At 40.0% G+C, this 22,837-nt stretch carries 25 protein-coding genes; 4 read left to right on the top strand and 21 right to left on the bottom strand.

Annotated elements, in window-relative coordinates; translation table 11 throughout:
* Positions 1-8: 8 nt before the first annotated feature.
* From HMPREF1210_RS15700 to HMPREF1210_RS15680, 5 genes are all read right to left on the bottom strand, one after another.
* A complete protein-coding gene (locus tag HMPREF1210_RS15700; RefSeq protein ID WP_016429685.1) occupies positions 9-1,304 on the bottom strand; it encodes an arsenic transporter in 1,296 nt (431 codons plus the stop codon).
* Between the two features lie 14 nt (positions 1,305-1,318).
* Positions 1,319-1,651: a metalloregulator ArsR/SmtB family transcription factor gene (locus HMPREF1210_RS15695; RefSeq protein ID WP_016429684.1), complete on the bottom strand. Its 333-nt coding sequence runs from the start codon at positions 1,649-1,651 to the stop codon at positions 1,319-1,321.
* 124 nt (positions 1,652-1,775) lie between these two features.
* Positions 1,776-2,909 (bottom strand): M20 peptidase aminoacylase family protein, encoded by a 1,134-nt coding sequence (locus tag HMPREF1210_RS15690; protein WP_016429683.1) that lies wholly within the window; start codon positions 2,907-2,909, stop codon positions 1,776-1,778.
* A gap of 178 nt (positions 2,910-3,087) precedes the next feature.
* Entirely contained in the window at positions 3,088-3,606 is a 519-nt protein-coding gene (locus HMPREF1210_RS15685; protein WP_016429682.1) for a type 1 glutamine amidotransferase domain-containing protein, read from the bottom strand.
* A gap of 64 nt (positions 3,607-3,670) precedes the next feature.
* Positions 3,671-4,261 carry a DNA-3-methyladenine glycosylase gene (locus HMPREF1210_RS15680; protein ID WP_016429681.1) on the bottom strand — a complete coding sequence of 197 codons (591 nt, stop codon included), beginning with the start codon at positions 4,259-4,261 and terminating at the stop codon, positions 3,671-3,673.
* 488 nt (positions 4,262-4,749) lie between these two features.
* Here HMPREF1210_RS15680 and HMPREF1210_RS15675 point away from each other — a divergent pair, with 488 nt between their 5' ends.
* Positions 4,750-5,055, top strand: a complete 306-nt coding sequence (locus HMPREF1210_RS15675) for a nucleotide pyrophosphohydrolase (RefSeq protein WP_016429680.1) — start codon at positions 4,750-4,752, stop codon at positions 5,053-5,055.
* Between the two features lie 87 nt (positions 5,056-5,142).
* Positions 5,143-5,958, top strand: coding sequence for an SGNH/GDSL hydrolase family protein (locus HMPREF1210_RS15670; RefSeq protein WP_016429679.1), 816 nt, complete (start codon positions 5,143-5,145; stop codon positions 5,956-5,958).
* A 54-nt stretch (positions 5,959-6,012) separates the two neighbouring features.
* On the opposite strand, the gene HMPREF1210_RS15665 is transcribed toward HMPREF1210_RS15670, so the two are convergent.
* The 15 genes from HMPREF1210_RS15665 to HMPREF1210_RS15590 form a co-directional block, all read right to left on the bottom strand.
* Entirely contained in the window at positions 6,013-6,927 is a 915-nt protein-coding gene (locus tag HMPREF1210_RS15665; protein WP_016429678.1) for a glycine betaine ABC transporter substrate-binding protein, read from the bottom strand.
* An 11-nt stretch (positions 6,928-6,938) separates the two neighbouring features.
* On the bottom strand, positions 6,939-7,580 hold the full coding sequence (locus tag HMPREF1210_RS15660) for an ABC transporter permease (protein ID WP_016429677.1): 642 nt from the start codon (positions 7,578-7,580) through the stop codon (positions 6,939-6,941).
* Positions 7,573-8,550 (bottom strand): ABC transporter ATP-binding protein, encoded by a 978-nt coding sequence (locus tag HMPREF1210_RS15655; RefSeq protein WP_016429676.1) that lies wholly within the window; start codon positions 8,548-8,550, stop codon positions 7,573-7,575. Before HMPREF1210_RS15655 ends, HMPREF1210_RS15660 begins: the two co-directional genes overlap by 8 nt.
* A gap of 139 nt (positions 8,551-8,689) precedes the next feature.
* The gene (gene abc-f / locus HMPREF1210_RS15650; RefSeq protein WP_016429675.1) at positions 8,690-10,333 is read right to left on the bottom strand and encodes a ribosomal protection-like ABC-F family protein; all 1,644 of its coding nucleotides are present in this window, start codon (positions 10,331-10,333) and stop codon (positions 8,690-8,692) included.
* Between the two features lie 380 nt (positions 10,334-10,713).
* On the bottom strand, positions 10,714-11,574 hold the full coding sequence (locus HMPREF1210_RS15645) for a GNAT family N-acetyltransferase (RefSeq protein WP_016429673.1): 861 nt from the start codon (positions 11,572-11,574) through the stop codon (positions 10,714-10,716).
* Positions 11,575-11,885: 311 nt separating this feature from the next.
* The gene (gene tatC, locus HMPREF1210_RS15640) at positions 11,886-12,716 is read right to left on the bottom strand and encodes a twin-arginine translocase subunit TatC (RefSeq protein WP_016429672.1); all 831 of its coding nucleotides are present in this window, start codon (positions 12,714-12,716) and stop codon (positions 11,886-11,888) included.
* 11 nt (positions 12,717-12,727) lie between these two features.
* Positions 12,728-12,928, bottom strand: a complete 201-nt coding sequence (tatA, locus tag HMPREF1210_RS15635) for a twin-arginine translocase TatA/TatE family subunit (protein ID WP_016429671.1) — start codon at positions 12,926-12,928, stop codon at positions 12,728-12,730.
* A gap of 16 nt (positions 12,929-12,944) precedes the next feature.
* Positions 12,945-14,657: a GMC family oxidoreductase gene (locus HMPREF1210_RS15630; RefSeq protein WP_016429670.1), complete on the bottom strand. Its 1,713-nt coding sequence runs from the start codon at positions 14,655-14,657 to the stop codon at positions 12,945-12,947.
* A gap of 16 nt (positions 14,658-14,673) precedes the next feature.
* Positions 14,674-15,423: a gluconate 2-dehydrogenase subunit 3 family protein gene (locus HMPREF1210_RS15625; RefSeq protein ID WP_016429669.1), complete on the bottom strand. Its 750-nt coding sequence runs from the start codon at positions 15,421-15,423 to the stop codon at positions 14,674-14,676.
* A 762-nt stretch (positions 15,424-16,185) separates the two neighbouring features.
* Positions 16,186-16,758 carry a DNA topology modulation protein gene (locus HMPREF1210_RS15615; protein WP_051123245.1) on the bottom strand — a complete coding sequence of 191 codons (573 nt, stop codon included), beginning with the start codon at positions 16,756-16,758 and terminating at the stop codon, positions 16,186-16,188.
* Positions 16,715-17,083: a VOC family protein gene (locus tag HMPREF1210_RS15610; RefSeq protein WP_016429667.1), complete on the bottom strand. Its 369-nt coding sequence runs from the start codon at positions 17,081-17,083 to the stop codon at positions 16,715-16,717. The genes HMPREF1210_RS15615 and HMPREF1210_RS15610 overlap by 44 nt, the downstream gene beginning before the upstream one ends.
* Positions 17,084-17,126: 43 nt before the next feature.
* A complete protein-coding gene (locus HMPREF1210_RS15605; protein ID WP_016429666.1) occupies positions 17,127-17,468 on the bottom strand; it encodes a DUF6054 family protein in 342 nt (113 codons plus the stop codon).
* Between the two features lie 115 nt (positions 17,469-17,583).
* The gene (locus HMPREF1210_RS15600; RefSeq protein ID WP_016429665.1) at positions 17,584-18,801 is read right to left on the bottom strand and encodes an MFS transporter; all 1,218 of its coding nucleotides are present in this window, start codon (positions 18,799-18,801) and stop codon (positions 17,584-17,586) included.
* A 280-nt stretch (positions 18,802-19,081) separates the two neighbouring features.
* The gene (locus tag HMPREF1210_RS15595) at positions 19,082-20,137 is read right to left on the bottom strand and encodes a hypothetical protein (RefSeq protein ID WP_016429664.1); all 1,056 of its coding nucleotides are present in this window, start codon (positions 20,135-20,137) and stop codon (positions 19,082-19,084) included.
* Positions 20,138-20,309: 172 nt separating this feature from the next.
* Positions 20,310-20,930: a phosphatase PAP2 family protein gene (locus tag HMPREF1210_RS15590; protein ID WP_016429663.1), complete on the bottom strand. Its 621-nt coding sequence runs from the start codon at positions 20,928-20,930 to the stop codon at positions 20,310-20,312.
* 174 nt (positions 20,931-21,104) lie between these two features.
* Here HMPREF1210_RS15590 and HMPREF1210_RS15585 point away from each other — a divergent pair, with 174 nt between their 5' ends.
* Complete coding sequence (locus tag HMPREF1210_RS15585; RefSeq protein WP_016429662.1) at positions 21,105-21,449, top strand: general stress protein; 345 nt, start codon at positions 21,105-21,107, stop codon at positions 21,447-21,449.
* A gap of 89 nt (positions 21,450-21,538) precedes the next feature.
* Here the strand turns inward: HMPREF1210_RS15585 and HMPREF1210_RS15580 are convergent, their stop codons facing one another.
* Positions 21,539-22,396, bottom strand: a complete 858-nt coding sequence (locus tag HMPREF1210_RS15580; protein WP_016429661.1) for a DUF6612 family protein — start codon at positions 22,394-22,396, stop codon at positions 21,539-21,541.
* 137 nt (positions 22,397-22,533) lie between these two features.
* Between HMPREF1210_RS15580 and HMPREF1210_RS18145 the strand changes: the two genes are divergently transcribed.
* Positions 22,534-22,671 (top strand): hypothetical protein, encoded by a 138-nt coding sequence (locus HMPREF1210_RS18145; protein WP_016429660.1) that lies wholly within the window; start codon positions 22,534-22,536, stop codon positions 22,669-22,671.
* Positions 22,672-22,837 lie beyond the last annotated feature (166 nt).

Genomic DNA, 22,837 nt, shown 5'->3' with positions numbered 1-22,837 from the left:
CATCCTTTTTAGTGAATTATCGTCAACCATATATACAGTCCTGTTAAAGTTATGAATAGTGTAGGAACGGTTAATAATACCCCTACTTTAAAATAATAGCTCCAAGAGATTTTTACGCCTTTTTGATTTAAGACATGCAACCATAACAACGTTGCCAGAGAACCGATTGGCGTCATTTTCGGCCCTAAATCAGACCCGATGACATTTGCATACATCAGCGCTTCCCTCATCACGCCGGATGTATTCGTATCGGCAATGGCAATTGCATCAATCATGACCGTCGGCATATTGTTCATGATTGCTGATAGAATTGCCGCTATGAAACCCATACCAATCGTTGCTGTATATAGGCCATGACTGGTTGTCCATTCGATTAAATCAGTCAACACTGATGTTAATCCTACATTGCGAAGACCATATACAACAACATACATACCAATCGAGAAGAACACGATAGCCCACGGAGCCCCTTTGATGACATTCCGTGTGTGAACAGCTTTGCTTTTGCGAGCAATGCATAAGAAAATCAATGCTACTGCAGCGGCAATAAAGGAAACGGGAATATTCAATGATTCACTCAAGAAATATCCAACTAGTAATACACTCAGTACGTACCACGAAATATGGAACATCCGGATATCTTTCAATGCTTTCTTTGGTTCTTTTAACATTTTTTCGTCAAAGTGTTTGGGAATTGATTTACCAAAGAACAAATACAGGACGAGCATGCTTGCCGCTACACTGAATAAGTTTGGTACTAACATCCGTGACGCATATTCGATAAAGCCAATGCCAAAGAAATCAGCTGAAACAATGTTCACCAAGTTACTGATGACAAATGGCAAGGAAGTGGTATCCGCAATAAATCCAGAAGCCATGATGAATGGTAAAATCATTTTCTCTTTGAAATCAAGAGCACGTACCATCGCTAACACTATCGGCGTCAAGATTAAAGCTGCACCATCATTCGCAAATAAAGCGGAGACTGTAGCCCCAAGTAGAGTCACGAGCAAAAACATGCGAATGCCACTTCCATTTGCAAAGCTGGCCATATGAAGTGCCGACCATTCGAAGAAACCGATTTCATCCAAAATCAATGAAATGATAATCAACGCTATAAACGTCAGTGTTGCATTCCAGACGAATCCTGTTACATCAATGACGTCCTGAAAATTAACTACACCTACAAGAAGTGCGATTGCCGCTCCAGCCATCGCCGACCAACCAATCGATAACCCTTTCGGTTGCCAGATGACAAAAATTAATGTCACGATAAAAACTATACTTGCTAACCATAAATCCATTTTAGTTCCTCCACTTATTCCTCACACATGACTTTTTTGCCTTCTATAATTAAATCTTCTACCGTACGTGCAGGCGCAGGTAGTAAACTGAGCAAATGTATTAATACCGGATATTGTGGATGACGAACGTTTAATGACCAAATTGTCCAACGACCACGCTTTTCTTCGCTCACAATATCTGCAGTCTTTAGTTTTCGCATATGCTGACTAATTGCCGGTTGCGTCATATCAAGAAGTTCCGTTAACTCACAGACACATAATGACTCATGCATGAGATACGTTAAGATTCTTAACCGATTTTGGTCACCAATGCCTTTTAAATACTGTTCTAGTGCTATATAGTCCATAAGCATCTCCTAATCCATGAATAATAACACGATTATATAAGCATTCACTTATGTATGCAACACTGAATTATAAATACAGACGTTGATTAGATCCATACAAAAAAATAAGATTGCCAAGGCAATCTTATTTTGCAGAAATCGATTTAATTGTATTCAAAATGGTTTGGGTGAGTATTGCGATTCCGGTATGTAAGCAGTTGTGATTGAATGTCATGTTTGGGTGATGGAGTCCTGGGGACAAATCACAGCCGAGACCTAACATCGTAGCTTTTATATTTGGTTTATATAAGGAATAAAAATGAAAGTCTTCACCACCAGGAGTTTCAATTCGAGGTTGTAAATTATCGGCACCGATTACTTCGCAGATTGCCTCTGCCATCAAATCATAGGCTTCTTCATTCACGATTGCCGCTACCAACCCTTCATGGACAATATATTGGATTTTTACATGATATATTGATTCCACACTTTGAATCACTTCACATACCTTTGTTCGAAGTGTACGCATGGCATCATTTGTTTGGGCCCGCAAATCAAGTGTAAAGGATGCTTTTCCCGGAATGATATTACCTGTCTCACTTCCGGCTTGTAGTTTGGTCATTTTTACGGAACATGGGATAAGTGGATCCATTCTTATTGCTTGCAAGCCCTGAATAATAGCAGCACCGACTTCAATGGCATTTTTTCCAAGATGAGGTCTTGCCGCATGGGCATCCTCCCCCTGAATAGTGCCCTTTATTAGACCTGCAGCACCATGACAGATGGCAGCTGATGCAGTCCCGTTCGGTATTTCCTGAATGGGCCGAAGATGAACTCCATATAAATAATCAACATTATCCAAAACGCCAAGACTTAATAGTTTCAATGCACCTTGCCCTTTTTCCTCAGCCGGCTGAAAAATCCACTTTAGACGAATATCTTCGGGAAATCCTATTTCTTTCATCGCAAGCAAGGTTCCAACACCCATTGTCATATGTGCGTCATGACCGCATGAGTGATTTGCTTTGAATACGCTATTCACTTCTTGCCAAAGGGCATCCATGTCTGCTCGAATCCCTATACACGTTTCCCCTTCTCCCACTTCAACTACAAGACCAGTGCATTCATCGAATGTTTGAACGGTAAACCCTTCTTGTTCGATTAATTTTTTCAAGTAAGCAGTTGTTCCAACTTCTTTCCAACTTACTTCGGGATGTGCATGCAAATAGTCAAACACTTCATTTATTCTTGCCCTGTGTGACTCATTACTTTCCTTCATACCTTTCACCTCATGAACATGTCGTTTCTAAATACCGTATCCTAATTGGAATGAACTAGTAATTTTTTTTCAGATGAAACCTGTTCACCCCAGTAGATGTTAAGCTCTTTAACAAGAGATTTACTTCCTTACTAGTATAATATAAAAAAATGGCTCGCTAATGCGAGACATTTTCCGATTATAATTGTTCTAGTAATTTCAAGGACTCTCGGTTAAAGGCAGGAATATCATCTGGTTGTCGGCTTGTGACCAATTGATTTTGGCAAACCACAACTTCTTTATCCACATATTTTGCTCCCGCGTACAACATATCTTGAGCAATCGATTTATAGCCTGTGGCATCTCGCCCTTCCAAAGTTTTTGCTGTAATCAGTAACTGTGGTCCGTGGCAGATTGCAAATACTGGTTTTTTTGCATCCATGAACGCTTTTGAAAATACTACAAACCGTTCATCCTCCCGTAATAGATCGGGTGAAAATCCACCCGGGATAAAGAGTGCATCAAAGTCTTCTGGTTTAACATCATCGATGCCGTGATCGATCATCACCATCGCTTCCCCTTGTTTGCCTTTCACTTCTTTCCCTGCTTTTTTTTCAATTGTAAATACCTCATGACCTGCTTCGTTAAAAGCTTTCGCGGGATCCATATACTCAATGTCTTCAAACATTTTCGTGATTAAAGTTGCAATTTTCGCCATTTCCAACTCACTCCTTAAAGTTTGTTCCTACTAATTATTCCACTGGAATATACCGTTAAACATCTTATCGGTATTTTGAAACCATTGGATGTCCTTTTTCTGAAAAACGATATGGATAGTGAACTGCTTCACCAGAATTCTGAATGCCAACACGCGGACCCACTTCCACTTCTTCACTACCCGGCCCAGGTGCAATGAATAGAGGTTCTTCTGCCCAATGGTGGCCATAGTAACCCATGCCCACTCCCAGTGCTTTTGCAAGCTTACCTGGCCCATTTGTCCAATTTTTCATCGGGGTTGTCCCCCTGAATTTTTGCATTAAGTCGAGACCTTCAATAGGTTCACCGGCGCGTAATAACACAGCCTGGGGTTTACCGACAGGTCCGCTAACGATATTCATCAATGTATGTGTGTGCATTTGATAGGTATAAACAAGGCCAGCTTCACCAAACATAACTTCCGTTCTTTTCGTTCTACGATTTCCGAAGCTGTGAGCCGCACGATCTTCAGGTCCCATATATGCTTCCGTTTCTATTATTTTGGCAACGATCAAACCCGATGGATGTTGATGGACGATGTATTGTCCGATTAGATTTTTCGCAAGATTAATAGTTGATTGCTGAAAAAAGTCGGCTGATATAGGTTGGAAATTCATGTGCATTCCCCTTTCTATTGTTATAGACTAACTATGTAAAGCTATCCTCTTTTTTATCGTACATTTGTGCTGGCTGCTGTTAAACTATATTGTTGATTTCTGTTCCAACGCACTTTCATGTTTCGAAGCTAGCGTAGCGATGCAACGATCTACCATGTTTCGAAGCTAGCGTAGCGATGCAGAAACAGAAACAGGCGGGCGGTCCGTGAGCCTCCTCGCTGCGCTGCGGGGTCTCACCAGGACACGCTAATCCCGCTGGAGTCGCCGCCTTCCACTACAGTAAGTAATATAGCATCACTTACTATTTAGTAATATGGTGCATCGCTGCGACGAGTAATCGCAAGAGCAAAGACATTGGCTGAATACAGGTCGACCAACGTCTTTCCTAAGGGAAAGTAGCTGTTTTGCGGAATATCAACAGTATGCTTAAAATTGCCTTATTATAATAAACGAATACATTAAATATTATTGAAACGGGGATGATAAGAATGAAAGAGATAATAAATGAAATCAATCAATTTAGAGACGATCGTGGATGGGGAGGCAATCATGATGCACGTAGCCTGGCCATTTCTATTTCATTGGAAGCAAGTGAACTTTTAGAATGCTTTCAATGGCGTTCAGGCGAAGAAGCGATTGCTCACGACAAACAAGCCATCGTGGATGAAATGGCTGACGTGTTCATTTACTTGCTTCAGTTCTCCGATGTAATCGGTGAAGATTTAATGTTAGCGGCTCGTGAAAAAATGAAGAAAAATGCCATAAAGTACCCAATACCGTCTAAATCAGTATAAATCGTCCTTACATACATCTATTTTCCTATTGAAGTATAGTTAACTGAATATTACATTATTTATAAAAGCTAATAAGGAGTTGACTGCATGAACAACTGGAAGTGGTTAATTTGGATTGCAGCGGGGTCACTCCTCTTCTTTTATACAAGAACGGATACAAAGCAAGATCAAGTAAGCGCAAATCCAACACTCATTAAAACGTACGATCCAAAATACAATCCGAACCAATCATTGGCCGATTATCTGGTTTTCCGTTCTATGATTTCAGGACAAGCAAAAATGGCCGTTACTGGCAGTAGTGTCACACGCGGTTCTGGATCTTCCCATCAATCGAAAACATGGCGTGGACGTATCGAAGCAAATCTTCGAAATACGAACCATTCTCTGAAAGACCTCATCATCTCAAATCATGGTTACTCAGGCTATACTTCGGTAAGGTTACTCGAAGATCATGTGACTGCTCCCATATTGAAAGAGCAACCGGATGTTTTATTTATTGAGACATCTGTAATTAATAACCACAATAAAAATGTATCTTTGGATGATACGTTTAAATCATTGGATTCTCTATACAAATTGTACGCTGAAGCATTACCGGAAACTCGCATCGTTTTTCTCTCGCCAAATCCATGCACCGAAAATAAATTTGGACCAACACTTAATCAGTTTGGCCTGAAGTTTACAGATTATGTTGATGAAACGGCTGCCTATATCAAAAAGCAGGGATGGCGTTATTTTGATACACATGGTGCTATGCTCTACCATATGTCTTCAAAAAACATAACCCTTCCATCTACGTTAAAAGATGGCATTCATCCGAACGATCGCGGATATAAAGTTTGGGCCGAAGTATTATGGCCTTTCGTTCAACAAAAACAAGAAACTATTCCAAGCACTATGTAAAGATCAAAAAGCACAGCTCTTGCAGAGTTGCGCTTTTTGTTTTACATCAATTAGTTATTTCTTGATCAGACCTTTTTCAATCAAGAAGTCATGTGCTACATCCTCTGCTTTTTCACCATCAATATCGACACGTGCATTCATCTTTTGCATATCTTCCAAAGAAATCTTTCCTGCTAATTCGTTTAATACATCTTCAAGTTCAGGGTACGTTTTGAGTGTTTCCTCACGAACAAGTGGGGCTGCATCATATTTAGGGAAGAAACCTTTATCGTCTGTTGTGATGGCTAAATCGAATCGTTCAATTCGGCCATCTGTCGTAAAGGCCGTAATGACATCAACATCTCCTTGTTTAACCGCTTCGTACATTACGTTTGGATCCAGACTTTCCTCACCAGAGAATTCGAATGGATACACTTTCAGCAAGGCATCATAACCATCCCCAGGTCGCTCATAAAAAGCATGAGGTGCACCAAACACGATGTCTTCTGACTTCGACGCTTCAACCAAGTCAGAATAGGTCTCAGCATTATAAGGTTTATCTTTGCTGTAAGCTAAAGTGTACGTATTTTCAAAGCCCAATGGTTCCAACCATGTGACACCGAACTTTTCTTCATATCCCTTACGAACACGTTCCAGAATACTTTCGGAGCTTTCATCTTGTTCTAACTTTTCCTCCAAAACCGATTGCAACCCTGTTCCCGTATACTCTACATAGACATCGATATCACCTTTTTCAAGCGCAGGTGTCAATATCGCCACTTCACCTAACCCTTCTTTATACTCCACTTTGTAATCTGTTTTGGATTCCACGTACTGGCCGAGTATTTGGGGTAAAATAAACTGCTCGGTAAATTGTTTCCCGCTGATTACAATCGGTTCACTTACGTCGCCACCAGCATCGTTTGATGAGCCACAGCCAACTAACGCTAACGATGTTAAAAGTGTTATACCCGCTAACCTTTTCTTCATGTCATTTCCTCCTAATGTGTTTTCATCCCTTTTGGTGTTGCTTTCTTTTCAACCCATTTCAATAATAAATCGAAACTGATAGCCAGTAATGCTACCGGAAGTGCACCGGCAAGAACGAGCGAGTTATTATACGATTGCAACCCTCGATAGATGACATCCCCTAAACCACCGGCACCTACAAAAGTGGCGAGTGTTGCAATCCCGACTGTCAGGACGGTAGCTGTTCGAATACCTGCCATGATAAACGGCAAAGCAAGTGGAAACTCAATTTGTTTTAATATCTGGGTCCGCGTCATTCCCATTCCGCGTCCCGCTTCAATAATCGATGAGTCAACACTGGTCAACCCTGTATAGGTGTTGCGGAGGATTGGTAGCAAAGCATAAATAATAAGTGCAATGAGAGCTGTTTTTGACCCTATTCCGATGAGAGGCACCAAGAAACCAAATAATGCTAAACTTGGTATCGTTTGAAATATTGCAGTTATGCCTATTACAGGTTCTGCGTATTTTCGATAGCGAGCAATCAATATTCCAAGCGGCAAGGCAATCGCAATGCCTATAGCCAGTGCCATGAAAGATAAATAGATGTGTTCGAGGAACGCTTGTTGAATAAGATCAGAGCGACTTTGGAGTGTATCCAAAAAATCAGTCATAAGAAGTAGCACCTTCTTCCTTTGCTATTACTGCCTTTAACAACGAAGATTGGTCAAGGTAGCCAACAAATTCTTCATTCGTATAAACCGCCAATACATCTGTATGGGGCTTTTCCAATAAGGCAATTGCTTGTTCCACGTCATCTGAAGAGTTAATGGAAACAATTTGTTCTCTCATATTGGATTGAGTGTAAAACGGTGACAACTCCCCAATCTTCCATTTGCCAAATGACCGTTTACGATTAATGCGTTCTTCACCGATAAAATTCCGTACAAATTCATTGGCAGGTTGATGGATAAGCACTTCTGGAGATCCCACTTGTTCCACTTTTCCATCTCGCAATACAATAATATGGTCAGCTATTTTCAACGCTTCATCCATATCATGCGTGACAAAAACGATGGTTTTCTGAATTTCTTGTTGAAGATTTCGCAATTCATCTTGAAGTTGTTCACGACTGATTGGATCGAGTGCGCTGAATGGTTCGTCCATTAAAACAATGTTCGGGTCGCCAGCCAGTGCACGTACTACGCCTACACGTTGTTGCTGACCTCCACTCAATTCAAGTGGAAATCGGTTCAAATACGTTTCCGGATCGAGTCCAACAATGTCCATCAGTTCGTTGACACGGGCTTGTGTCTTTTCTGCAGTCCACCCTTTTAATGTAGGTACCAATGCAGCGTTTTTAGCGATAGTCATGTGGGGAAATAAGCCGATACGCTGAATGACGTAGCCTATAGATCTTCTAAGTCCCACTTCATCTTGATTTTTAATAGATTGGTCATCAATTAATATATCACCTGAGGTAGGTACTTCCAGTCGGTTAATCATCTTCATCAATGTGGTTTTACCGCATCCACTGGGACCGATAATCACCGTTAACATGCCTGTCGGTATGGTCAATGAAACATCTTTTAATGCTTCCGTCCCATCCGCAAACCTTTTCGTTACTTTATTAAATCGAATCACAGCCTCTGCCCCTTTTAAGCTTCAGTATGTATATCTTTTTCCTATTACCCGTTAATCATATGAAATATGCATATTTTCTTGGACTTATTCATAAAAAAACACATCCACTCGATTAGTGTAACCGAGTGGATGCAGCTTACTACTTTAAAGCATTTATTTGAGCAGTTAATTCATTGAAACGTTGGTCAAGTGCCTCATATTTCGAATCATGTTTGGATATAAAACTGATTTCTCCTAGGATTGCCTGTCTTTCTGTTTCGAGCTTCAACAATTGTTGCTGTTGTGCCGTTTCAACTTGGCGATTTTGCCATTCTTTAAAAGTCATGTCGATTTTTTTCATGCATCCACCTTCAAAGACCAGGAGTTTTGTGGCGATTTTCTCAAGAAAGTATCGATCATGCGTCACAACGATAATGGTCCCTGGATACGTAGCCAAAGTTTGCTCCAGTTGTTCACGCGAAGGTAAATCCAAGTGATTGGTCGGTTCGTCCAGTAGCAATACATCTTTTTGTTCGAGCATGAATGCCATTAATTTTAATTTCAATTTCTCTCCCATACTCATGGACTTGATCGGCAATCGCCAATGTTCTTTCCCGAATCCCAAATTGATCATCAAAGTTTGAATCATTCCCCGGGAGTCAAAATCATGAGGGACAAACCATTCTTCCGGGGTTTTCTCTTCCGGTAAATCATCTATGGACTGTTGCAAGTAGCCTATACGCATCGCTTTTGTTCTCCACAGTTCACCCTCATACGGTTCTTCTTCCATCAGCATTTTCAACCATGTGGACTTTCCACATCCATTCGGTCCCACGAGTGCTACTCTTTCACCTTGCTTAATGGTGAATGAAGCATCTTTCCAAAGTGTGTGACTTCCGAAAGTCTTAGTGACGGACTTGGATTCAATCACGCGGTTTCCTTGCTTACGGTTTGCTTCAATCGAAAATGACACTGCTTTCTCTTCTGTTGGACGATTGAGCTCGGCTTTTGCTTTTTCTCCTTCAAGCCGCTTACGTTTCGAACGGATTTGAGTATCCATCCTTTTTGCTTTTACCCGATAATGTTCTTTATATCCTTCTTGCTTGGTCGATTGTGAATGAGCTTTTGCAGACCAATTTTGAAGAGAAGAAATCTGTTCATCAATCTGGGCAATTTTTTTCTGTTGCACCTCAAATAGATGAGTTTGCGCTTTTCGTCTCTCTTCTTTGAGAGTGCAATAAACCGAATAATTCCCTTCATATGCTTTGACACCTTGATGTTCCACTTCCCAAATCCCATCAGCCACTTCATCCAGGAAATGCCTGTCGTGTGAAACGACCATTACAGTCCCCTTGAAACGCTTAACTTGTGCTATTAATTCATGTAAGCTCTGCTGATCCAAATGATTTGTCGGTTCATCTAAAATCAGTAACTGAACTTGATTTGAAAAAGCTTGCACTAGCCTCTGTTTCATTTGTTCACCACCGCTCATTAATTCATATGAGCGACCTTTTGGAACTTGCCATTTATGCAATTCCCTCTTTTGAGCAGGCGCAAATTCTTGTAGTTCAGATACTTGCTGTTTAAAATAATGCATCGAAGGTATGCCACCGAACCACTGAATTAACCCTGCACTTGGTTCCTTTTCGTTCGCAAGGACTGACAGTAAGGTTGATTTTCCTTCGCCATTTGCGCCGACAATTCCAATGCATCCCCCTTGTCTGATGTCCATCGTCACATCTTTCAAGATTGTTTTACTTCCAAATTGAATCGATACGTTCTGTAATTTTCCTAGTAAGGTCATCATGATCCCTCCAATTTCGGAGAAATAAAAAAATCCTCCGTTTTTGTACGGAAGGATTCACTGATCATTTATAGTCATCACAAAAAAGCTCTTTATGTACAAAAAGAGTTACGATGATGGGATAAATGGGCAGACGAATCCAATTTCCGTTTTGCAAAAATGTTCATTTGCATAGAAATCAGATTAGATATCCATCAGTCACCCATCGTCCCTTCATACTTAGTAACAAAATTATACCATATTGCTTTTCAATTGACGCGCAATTTCGTCCATTTCACCATTACTTATTTTAATAACAGGTTCCACCACTTTGAAGCCAACTTCTGAAAACCTCGGTATGATATGAAAATGGACATGCGGAACTTCCATACACGCTCATTTCATTGCCCTTTTTCCGGTAAAAATTCTAAGTGAATGGAATCCGCAATCTTCCGGTAACCGATTTCCTGATAAATTTTGTTGGACGTCGGGTTCAACATATCTGTATATAGTACACAGAAGTCATATGTTTTGAGCAACTCTTCACTTCCAGCAGCGACCATCGTCCGCGCATAGCCTTTTTTTCTTTCCTCGTAAGGAGTAAAAACAAATGATACGGTTACCCCTCGATCAGAAGGACGTGCTTTTTTCATCATTGATACGACTTTCCCGTTATCTTCCCAAAAGAATACTTCCTGATCCTCAAGAAACTGTATGACGCGCTCATTAATCACTTCAGGTGGGGAGCTTTTAAGTCCCGTATCCTGTTCGAACGCTTTATACCAAGTTGCAAGTAATGGCGCTTCGTCTTTTCTCGCATAGCGCCAAGATCCCGAACTTTTTTCGAGTGATTGTTCGGCTTTATCCAGACGGTATAAGCCTTGATCCATCAATAATCGGGCTTTACTTTTCGTCAGCTCCTGCCATTTTTCAGAAAAAGCATTTACGACACGCTTCACTCCGACAGCCGACGGAACTGGAATTTTTCTATTAGAAATCTCTTGCGCCGCAAATGACAAAATGTCAGCCATTTTTATTTCATCAATCACAATAATATTCAGTGGATGAGGGGGCGTCATTTGAAAGAGAGCCACGACTTGATCATCCTCTTCGACCGTAGCCATGAATGGATTTTCATAACGACCTGCTTTGATTCCCTGCAGCACACCGTAAAACAAACTGTATAAATCTTCATTTTGCATTAGAAACGGTTTAGCTTTATCCTCAAATTCCTGAGGTTGAATAAACACATTGAATTTCATCCGATTCTATCTCCCTACCGTTTTTAATAGTAGATATTACACAAATTCTCTAGAAATGTCACTCTTTTTAGAAAATTTAATAATGATTGTGAACTTTTCTTTAAAATTCGAGAAATCAGGTATCGCCAGCCCGTTATTCCGCTAGAGTGGCGCTGATTCCTTAACTATTAATATTTAAGGAACGAAGGTTAAAAACGCCACTTCATGTGGGCCAAAGCGTGATTCCCAAAAGTATGTGGTTTTCATACTTGTTGGCTCATGCGAAACATGCCGCTAGCGCAAATGTACGATAAACAAAAAAATCCATCCCCCTAGTCTTGGGAGATGGATAATTCTTTGGTTGTAATTTGTTTGCGTTCAAGTTTTGCGACTAACAAAATACTGATTTCATACAACAATATCATCGGAATCAGCACCATGAAATCACTAATAAAGTCTGGTGGTGTCACCGTTGTCGAAATAATCGCCAGTATCACATAAGACCATTTTCGAACCTTTCTCATATTTACTGATGTCAAAACGCCTATGGCTGACAAAAACATTGCGATGATAGGCAGTTCAAAAAGCAGGCCAAGTGGGACTGTCGTCATTAATAAAAAGTGAATATATTCACTTGCTGAAACCATCACTTCAAAATTCACTTCGCCAATATTAATCAAGAATTGATAACTCAAGGGATTCACAACAAAATATCCAAATGAAATACCAACCACAAACAGGACGAGCATGAGTGGAGAGTAAATACCAATAAATCGACTCTCTGTATGATTCAATCCCGGTTTAACGAATTGCCCGATAAAATGAAAGATAAAGGGTAGTGAAAAACCGAGAGACAATGCACTGGAAATCGACATATAGAATTTCACCACTTCAAGTGGCCCAAGCACAATCAGTTCATTGCCTCTAGTCACTAATGGAAACCATAGGTTGATGGTTGATAATACAACAATGAAGAAAAATAGAAACACGGCCACACTTTTAATGGTTTGTTTCCGTAAATCCGTTAGATGATCCACAAGGGTGCCTTCATCGCTTTCAATCGCATCTTCATCAACCATTTCAGTTGTTGCGCCTACTTCTTCCACCAATTTCTTGTCCAATGGACTTAGTATTTTCTTGTCGTGGTGTTCGTATGGGTCCATATCTACACCTTCTATACGATTTCAGATTTCTTTTCATCTTTTTTCACTGGCTCGTCGTCATCCATTAGACCTCTTGTCGACTTTTTAAATTCCGAGAATGTCTTCCCTACTGCCGATCCGATTTCTGGTAATTTTTTCGGTCCGAATACGATGAGTACAATGACAAGAATAATGATTAATCCTGGTACTCCTATTGCTCCTAATCCACCCATTTGTATTCCTCCTTTTTTATACGAGTGATCCACCCGATTTACTGTATTTGATAATGCCTTCCGAAGCACGATACGCAAATGCTGCCACCGTACCTGTAGGATTGTATCCTCCGTTGTGTGGGAAGTTACCCGCACCTACAACGAAAAGATTTTCCGCATCCCAATGCTGCAAATAATTATTCACTACACTATTTTCGGGACTGCTACCCATAATTGTCCCACCCGTATTGTGCGTCGTTTGATAGGCGACAATATCGTAATCCGTGATCGGTGTTCGGCTTTCGACTGTTTTTGCACCCATTTCTTTCATGATAACAGCAGACTTTTCCGTAATATATTTATGAAGCGCACGGTCCTGATCGGTAAAATTATATGTCATTTGAAGAAGAGGTACACCGTATGCATCTTTATATTTACTATCCAATGATAGGTAGTTCTCTTTATGTGGCATGGATGCTCCTTGTGCCCCAATGGAAAGAGTACGGGTATAGTTATATATGGACGCTTTCTTGAATTCCGCGCCCCACGTAGGTACATCTTTCTGAATCGGATTTGTTTCAATCGGTCTTGCACCTGATTGAAGGAGAGAAAGGCTCCCACCATGAATGAAATCCAAATCACTATGATCGAAATTGTCACCATTCAAATCATCAATGCTTATCCCCAGTGCACCTGCCCCCATGAACGTGTTCATTTGTTCTTCAAAGTAACCCGTTGCGCCCGGTAAAATTTGATAGCAATAGTTTTTACCTAATGTTCCACGCCCGGTATCCGGATTATATTGCTCACCAATTTTCGATATCATTAATAATTTTGCATTATTCATGACATAACTTGTTAGAACAACCACTTCAGCTGGCTGAATAAACTCTTCACCCGACAACGTGTTCAAATACCTGACGCCAGTAACTTTATTTCCGCTCTTGATGACTTCCACTACATTGGCTTCAAAGCGTGCTTCAAAATTCCCCGTTTTTTTTGCCGTTGGAACGACCGTAACTTCAGGAGATGACTTTGCCCCATATTCACAACCAAAACGTTCACAAAAACCACAGTATTGACAGGCATTGATCGTTTGTCCATCCTGATTTGTATAAGCTTCTGACAAATTTGCTGACGGTAGCATAAATGGTGTATAGCCAAGTTTGGACGTTGCCGTTTCAAATTTTTGCAATATTGGTGTCTTCTTCATCGGTGGCGTTGGAAATGGGTTTGACCGTTTGCCCGCAAATGGATTTTTTTCTTCACCTGAGATTCCGGCGGTTTCTTCAAACTTATAAAAGTAGGGTTCCAACTCATCATATGTAATACCCCAATCTTGAAGTAAATAGTCTGAAGACAACTTTTTGGGACCATATTTTTTTTCTGTTAGTGTCTTTATTTGGAAGTCGTAAGGAAGAAAACGCCATGTATGTCCATTCCAGTGTGTACCCGCGCCTCCAAGTCCCTCCCCTAAAAGAAATGAACCTAATTGTCGCATCGGAAGTGCTTGCATCCCACGGTTATTCCGAATGGTTATCGTTTCTTTTGATAGATTCTGTATGAGTTCGTACCTTATTGCATATCTATATTCGTCATGCACTTTCATATAATCTTCAGTACTTCGTTCTTTTCCGCGCTCCAAGCCTACTACTTTCAAGCCTGCCTTTGCACATTCGGCTGCTATGATTCCCCCTAACCATCCAACTCCTACAGTCACGACGTCTACTTTCGGTAAAGTTGTTACCATTTAATTCCCCCCTGTCCTAGTGCTTCCCACTTAAAGATTGTGGTTCGATTTTTTGGAATTCCGCTTTGTCGATTACATTGATATAAGCCATTTGGTGGCCAGGAAACTCCTTCATTCTCCAACCGTCCATATTATTATTCCCACGATACATAGGGTCTGAATAAGCACCTTCCAGTGTTGCAGTCCGAAGCAGACGGAAGAAAAATGCAGATGTTGTTCCTTCCATTTTTATTTCGTCCTTTTGAATTGCTGTCAATATTTCATCCATTTGTGCACCTTCTAGATCCGAAAATCCTTTATCGAATCTGCTCGACGACTCGGCTTCCATTTTTGCAATACCTTGTCTAAAGATTTCAGCACGCGTCAGACGACTTTGATATCCCTGGGTAGGCGCACCAATAGCAAATGGTCCTTGCATGTATTCCTTAGAGTTACTGCCATACTGCCCTGCTAATTGACTGTCGATAAAATACGGTACCCCAAGCTCAATAGCACCAGGACCTAAATCGTCTTTCGGAAAAATCCGTTCAGTTGCGTTGGCCAGTACTTGAAACTCTCGCTCGCTTGTAAAAAACATTAGACCTTTATCCGACGTTCCCGTTTCCGTGTGACCTCCATGCATGGTTTCAGTTGGCGTAGTCGTTGCATTTTTTGAATTGTAGCCAATCAAACCACCAAGAATTCCCCCTCCAATAAGTGCACCAGTTGCCACCCCTGAAGTTTTCAGGAAATCACGTCTAGAAAACTTCTTCACTCTCTTCGCCATGCCTTCACTCTCCTTCTTTTAATTAGACTGTCGAAATTTTTGATAGTATGTTAAATTAGCAGTTTTGAATAAATATGCCATTATTCATATAACGAATATTCTGAATTATTCATTCGTAATACAGGAGGATTACTTATACACACAAATTTAACGTTAAAAGGAATCCCTCTTTTTGAGATGGAAAGTTGACAGTCTGAATGTTGTGTATGCATACGATACTACCACCGCAGATTATGAACTCTCTTAAATATACAATGTCCAAATTGAGGAAGATTTAAACCTTTTCCAAGTGGTGGATATACCTTCATGGAAAGTGGCGTTTACGGATGAAATAACAGCCATCCAGCATCTCGTGGATTTTTATAGATCAACAGCTCTACTACTATTAAGTATTTTCATTCTCATCCCTGGAATTTTTCTCTACTTCTTTCAAGATAATATGTGGGTTCTTATTAGCGGAGTCTCTTATACGTTGCTTGCTTTCTTCTTAGTCGAATCTTACAATCAAGTTGACATCGATAAGGAGGCGAATTCTGTTGTGGTTCGGATAGATTTGATGGTGCGAAACTTGTATTCATTGTGGATCGAGTTGAAATCTACCCGGTTGATGAATCCCCCCTTAGAGAGATATTCGGATTCAGCACTGGCAGTAGATTGAACCTCATCACGTGTACTGTTGAATACAATAAAAAAGGTTCTTATTACGAAGATCGCCTTGTCGTTTACTCGACGTTAAAAAACATAAAAAAAAGTGAATCATCCTTAAGTGGATGATTCACTCTTTTTTATGTCCTCCATTTGTTGTAGCCATTGTTCCACTTCATTTGGTGTTTTCAGTGTTATGACGTCTGTCTGGACTTTGGCTAGAACAGCGAGCATCTCAGGCCGTGCATCTTTTGGGTAACGCCAAATCCACCGGGCAAACTCCCAATCTATTTTTTCCGGACAATCTTTCCCCATATCCGGTCGTGTTGTCCCTCGATATATCCACGCACGTTTAAATGCGCGATAGAGACATACGACATTCGAGAAATCAAGATAGATAGTAAGGTCTGCATACTGCGCACGTAATTCGATGGTGGAGTCATAATTTCCATCAATGATCCACTCGGGTTTCGCTAATTCCTTCTTTACTCTTTCCATAAATTCAGGACGTGGTGAAGGGTTCCATCCTGGTTGCCAAAACATCGCATCCAAATGCACGACAGGCAAACCTAACCTTTCACCCAATTGGCGAGATAACGTGGATTTCCCAGCTCCTCCCGATCCCACAATCAGGATTTTTCTATGCTTAAGCTGCGTCTTCAAATGAACAGACTCCAATCGTATTGCCATCAATATCTTTAAATTGATAGAATTCTACGTTTCCTCCAGTTTGCACATGTGTTGCATCGACACCTGCGTCTAACATGAAATGATGGGTAGCATGGATATCCGTTGTATAGAGATTGAACCATTCATGTTCTTCAGGTTTACTCGAACCCATTTGTGAATTTCTCACGAGCGTAAAAGCTGTTTCTCCATTCCCGATGTCCATTGCTGCATAACCATTTTCCTCATCATGCCATCGCAATTTAAATCCACACTTCTCTTCAAACCATTCGATTGAGCGTTTTGTGTCTTGCACAGGTAAAAAAACGGTGTCAATTCTTTTGAACATATCCGACTCTCCCTTACCACACATATTTAGTAGATTTATTCTATCAACTTATAATATGTTGTGCCAATGCATTTTCCACACTATTCGCAAAACTGTCGCCCGCTCCCCAATCAAATCTAAAAAACGGACTTTCAGAACTTCCGGATGCCACGGCATGCACTTTCGTTGCGTCACCGAAATTATCAATGGTTACCGTCATAGAAGAGCGATTACTCGTTCGCATAAAGAATTTTTCCAGAACAAATACCACAACTTGATGATCTCCAGAAACGCGCTCATAGTAATCTACTAATTTTCCCGAAATACTTCCTCCAATCACCCCATTATGAATTTTGTTCATTGCCTCAACGGGACTGATATTTATATCGAATTCTCTTACACTCATTTCCAAATCCCCCTTTAACTTGTTATACGTTTACGGAGAATGAAAGGTTTCCATCCAATTTCAAAGAAAACAATAAAAAAGGAGATTCCCTTTTAAAGAGAATCTCCCGTCTGTATTATTCAAGTTCCAGCTGTTTCGTTTCTTTCCCCAGTAAAACAACTGCCAACACACCAATAACGATTGCAATACAGAAAATGCCGAACACCCAACCGATATCGTAGCCTCTTGTAATAAGCGTCCCTACCAATAATGGTCCTAAAATCCCGCCAATTCGTCCTACAGCAGCCGCCATACCGGTACCAGTTGCTCGAATAACAGTAGGATATTGTTCAGGTGTATACGCGTATAAAGCACCCCATGCACCTAAATTAAAGAACGACAAGAACGCGCCAGATACAATCAATAACATCGTAGTATCCGCATTCCCAAATATAAATGCGCTGGTAGCTGTGCCTAGTAAGTAAGTGACTAAAACGAATTTACGACCTGCTTTTTCAATTAACCATGCTGCAGTAAAATATCCTGGTAATTGTGCAATAGTCATGATCAGCACGTACTCGAAACTTTTAATCAACGTAAAGCCTTTCATTACCATGACACTCGGCAACCACAGGAACATTCCGTAATATGAAAACACAACAGTAAACCATAAGATCCACAACATCAACGTTGGCCTTGCATAAGTTTTAGACCATACCGCTTTAATATTTTGAGCATATGTGCGCTCCCGAACTCGTTTTGCCGTAAATTGCGGAGAGTCCGGTAAGTTCAATCGTAGATAAATTGCATATATTGCTGGCAAAGCAGTAATGATTAAGGCAACTCTCCAGCCATGGACTGGAATAACGAAATAAGAAATAATTGCTGCAATCAGCCATCCAGCTGCCCAGAAACTCTCCAACAATACCACGACTCGACCACGTTCTTTTGCTTCCACGCTTTCAGATACTAATGTAGATGCAACAGGCAGTTCCCCACCTAAACCCATTCCCACAAAAAATCTGAATATCAAAAAGATTGCCAGGGAAGCAGAAAATGCAGACAATCCACTCGCCACTGAAAATAGAACAAGTGTCATGATAAAAATATTCTTCCGTCCAACCCGATCAGCGAATATCCCAAACACAAAGGCCCCCACTGCCATTCCGATGGAGTTAACACTTCCTATCCATCCCATTTGTTCAGGAGTTAGAGCCCATTCATTCGCGAGTGCTACTATAACGAAAGATAAAATTCCTACGTCCATCGCATCGAACATCCACCCAAGACCGGCAATTCCCAATAATTTATTGCGGGAAATCGGTTTATTCTCTTTTTCTGTTATTGTCTTCATGTGAGGTCTCCTTGTCTTTACACTTGTCATCATCTATCTTTACACATCAGTATAGTTCTATAAACGCAATTCTACAACTCTGAAAATCTAAAAAATTTTAGCGCTTATCTACCTCTTTGAATGTTCTATCGGTCTCAGTCTGACCTTTTGGCATTTACGTCATACAAAAAAGAGCGAAATGACTTTTGTCATTTCGCTCCTCATATCTGGGTTAATTGTATGAGATATGTTTCCTATACGTAACTTCATTATAAAAAATTAGGTTAACCATGATAAAAATTTATACCTGGTCTTGTAATTCAATTAGTTTTTCGACAAATACAGTCAGCCGATTTTCAACATCTTCTTTTGTGCCGTAACGGATAATTTGTTCTTCGTTCAAACCTTCAATAAACATTTGATTATGGCTGACGGCGCAATTCAGGACTTGAATCATCTGTTCACTTCTCAATTTGCGGATTAAATCAGCGTTCTGTCCACAATAGCCCAGTTCAAAACCATTTGCTATAGATTGTAATGTTTCCCTACATTCATGAAAACGGTGTTTACCATACCGTTCTGTATGGGCAAGTTCCACAAATAATGTTTCATATAGGTTCATAAAGTTCGCTGCCATTACTTCACCTATATATAAAATAGGTAGAGGATCAATGAGCCGAATCTGTCCATTATCCACTAACCAGTTTTCTGGTGATGCATCTTGATTTGTCAGTACGGGTGAACCAATCTCTATTAAACGATTTTCACATATTCGTAGAATTGCCTCTTTAATTTCAGGTTTATTAAAGATTGGTCTCTTTGTTAATAAATCCATGTAGTCGTCTATTATTTCCTTGCTTTCAGCTGTAACGAATTCATGGAAATCTCCTAAAAAACGACCGTGCAGACCACTTTCTTCATTCCAATCAAAAAAACCAAACCCTTCGAGACCATGGTTTACTTGCTCCATTTTTCGATATAAATGTCCGATTTCGGATCCTAATTTTTGGGCATCTTCTCTATTTAAGTCATGTAAATCCACATGACTTCCAGCAAAAGATTCTATCGTATACGTCAAACCTTCCGAAACATGATAAACAAACTTCTCTGGAGCTGCTCCAGGTACTACTTTATTCACCCAACTATAGTATTGTTCCGTACCTCCATACTCTGCTAGTAACGCATTTGCATCGTAGGCAACTTCTTTTTTATATGCAATTTTCTTTGGAATCCGAAGAACCATCGATTTATGTTGCGGGGAGGTTAGTTGCCATGCTTGATGCCATGCTCCTTCACCTAAGTATGACACTTGTGAATTTACATACTGTGCATGTTTTATTGCTTTTTCCTGTATCATTATGTTAACTCCTTCAAATATTGACTGATTTTTAGCCAGTCCTCTGCCATTTGTTCCCTTAAAGATGGTCTGTAATCTTGCCTAATTCCACCAATTCATCTGGAATGGAAAACATGTCAATTCACCACTTTCAAAAAAAGTCCTCCGCCATTTTTTGGGCGCAAGACTCTATTTATTCTGGTTGGGCCACTCTTTTTTTCATGTGACGATTTCGCCACTCATACCAAATGACTACGAGAATGAATAGTGAATAGCCACACATCCAACCTGCAAGCACATCCGTACCATAATGGTTGTTACCCGCAATGCGTGATAAACCAACAAGCAAAGTAAAGGTAACTGCACTAAGCCAGATTCCGATACGCCATTTAGTGGATGCTCGATTTTCAGTTAAAAAATATGCATATGTAAAAATGTACAGTAAGCCCACCATGGCATGATTGGATGGAAAACTGAAACTCGTTAATTGATGCGGAATATCAGGACGAGCCCGTTGCACCCATTCTTTTATTGCGAGATTTATAATATTTCCTCCACCAACGGCAAATAGAACAAACAACATTCCACGATAGTTTCGGCTTTTAAATGCGAGGTAGACAATCAAAAGAACGGCTGCTGAGACAATCCAGATTGGCTCCCCAAAGTAATGAAAGAATCGAATATATTCGTTTCCGATCAGTGCTTCTCCTATTGCTTCATCAAATTCAACCATTTCATCGTGAGTAAAACTGAAAAACAGCGTGATGAAGCCAATAAAGGTCACAAACGCCAAAGGATAAAACCATTTTTTCACAACATTCACGCTCCTTATTAAAAGTTATTCTATCATATTCCTACAACTCTTTTCCCATTAATAGGTTGTTGGTCTAAGTCTTTCGATTGAAATTAAGCCTATTTCGTTTAATCTTTGTTGAGAGTGGTAAAGTACTATTGTGTCAGAATAAACGATTTGAAAGGAGATTTTAAAATGAGTGTAACCTATAAAGAGTATTTAACAGATGATGAAGCGATTCGTGGTATTCAGGAGATTAAAGCTAAAGGCGTACATGAGGACGATATCTACGTACTTACTCATGAAAATCATCGTACAAATCAAGTAGCTGATATGGCAGATGCGAATACTGTCGGCGTTGCAGAACAAGGGTTAGGTACATCCCTTGCAAATGTTTTCCGCAAAAAAGGTGACGAACTTCGTGCGCAATTCGAAGAACTCGGTTTTAGTCAACCGGAAGCAGAACAACTAGAAGAAAAATTAGATGAACACAAAGTGGTTGTTGTAGTCAAAAACACACCTGCTGGATTTACTTATTAAGACCCCTTAACTTTGTAGAAAATCTATATTTTAAAATCAATATTAATAAAACAGCCTTTCCGAGAATCATATCTCGGAAAGGCTGTTTTTTACATTTCTTGTGCGGTATCTAGTACTTCTTGAGGTACCACTATCTTTTTAACACCATTGTAATTACTAAAAGTGGATTTCATATCTTGATACAAGGTCATTTCTTCCCCATCTACCGCCATTGTCATGTCCATCACTACATTTAATGCTGTTGTATTAAATGTTTCTTTATCGATATGGATTTCGTAGTCAACTTTTTTGATATTTAATTCTTTCAGCATTTCTTGTTCATCCGCACCCAGCTCCGGCATGGTTTCTGCTAACTGTTTTTGGATCAATTCATTAAACTTTTCCCCAGACGCAGACAATTTCAAAACGTATTCTTTATCATCTTGATTGAATGTGAAGTCATCCATGAATATCTCTAAATCCTTCAGCTGTTGAGATGGATCAGCTTGTTTTTGTGAAATGGAAATCATTTGTTCGTACATATCTTTCGGCAACTTCATCCATTGCTGTGACATGTTATCTTGTGTAAAGAATCCATCTGCAGTCATAAAACTTTCCATTTCAATTTCTTGTGGCTGTCCTGTTGACTCTTCACCTGGAATCGTCGTCGACGTAGTACCCTTTTGATGCATGCTCAAAGGATCGACAATCAAATCCATTGTCATTTTTGAAGATGTATCCATTGCTACATCTTGAGCGGGAACTTCAATTTTTTGAACCATATCAAGATCTGCACTAAGGCTTTCAATAGATTCTGATTGTGCTAATGATTTTTCAAATACTTGTTTAAGTGTTAAATCACTTGTGTTTTCTTCTGACGTTTTGGAAGTTGGAGTTGCTGATGTGTTACATGCAACTAAACTTAGCGCTAATGCACTAGTAGCCATAAGTGTCATCCACTTTTTCATGTTGTCGCCACCTTTACCTCAATTTTCTTTCTACTTATAATACGAGTGTATCGCGAAAAGGTTTCAATTGGAAATCTTTTTTGAGTTGAAGGGAATTTTTACCTTTTGTTGAATATGTATTTTAAGGAGTGATCTCAATGAAGGATTTGGAAAAAGAATACCCGATTTTGAAAAAAGACCGACAATATCGCATGCAAAAACAGAATGAAAAAAGAGGAGTTCTAAAATGGCTGACTGTATTCTTAAACGTGATATTGAAAGTAATTATTAGATAATGGATTTGTTAACTTTTAATGCGAATTAGAGGGAATCGGCTCCCTTATCATCTACAATTAGTCTCTGCTTGATATTGAAGATTTTTCACAAAAACGAAAAAGTACTGCGAATAGCAAGCCGCAAGAAAGAATATGGTCAAAGGTAGTTTGACCATATTCTTTGCGA

Origin of the sequence: Paenisporosarcina sp. HGH0030 (assembly GCF_000411295.1) — a bacterium.
GTDB lineage: Bacteria > Bacillota > Bacilli > Bacillales_A > Planococcaceae > Paenisporosarcina.
The sequence above is the reverse complement of the archived record's forward strand: the minus strand, read 5'-3'. Positions and strand labels throughout refer to the sequence as shown.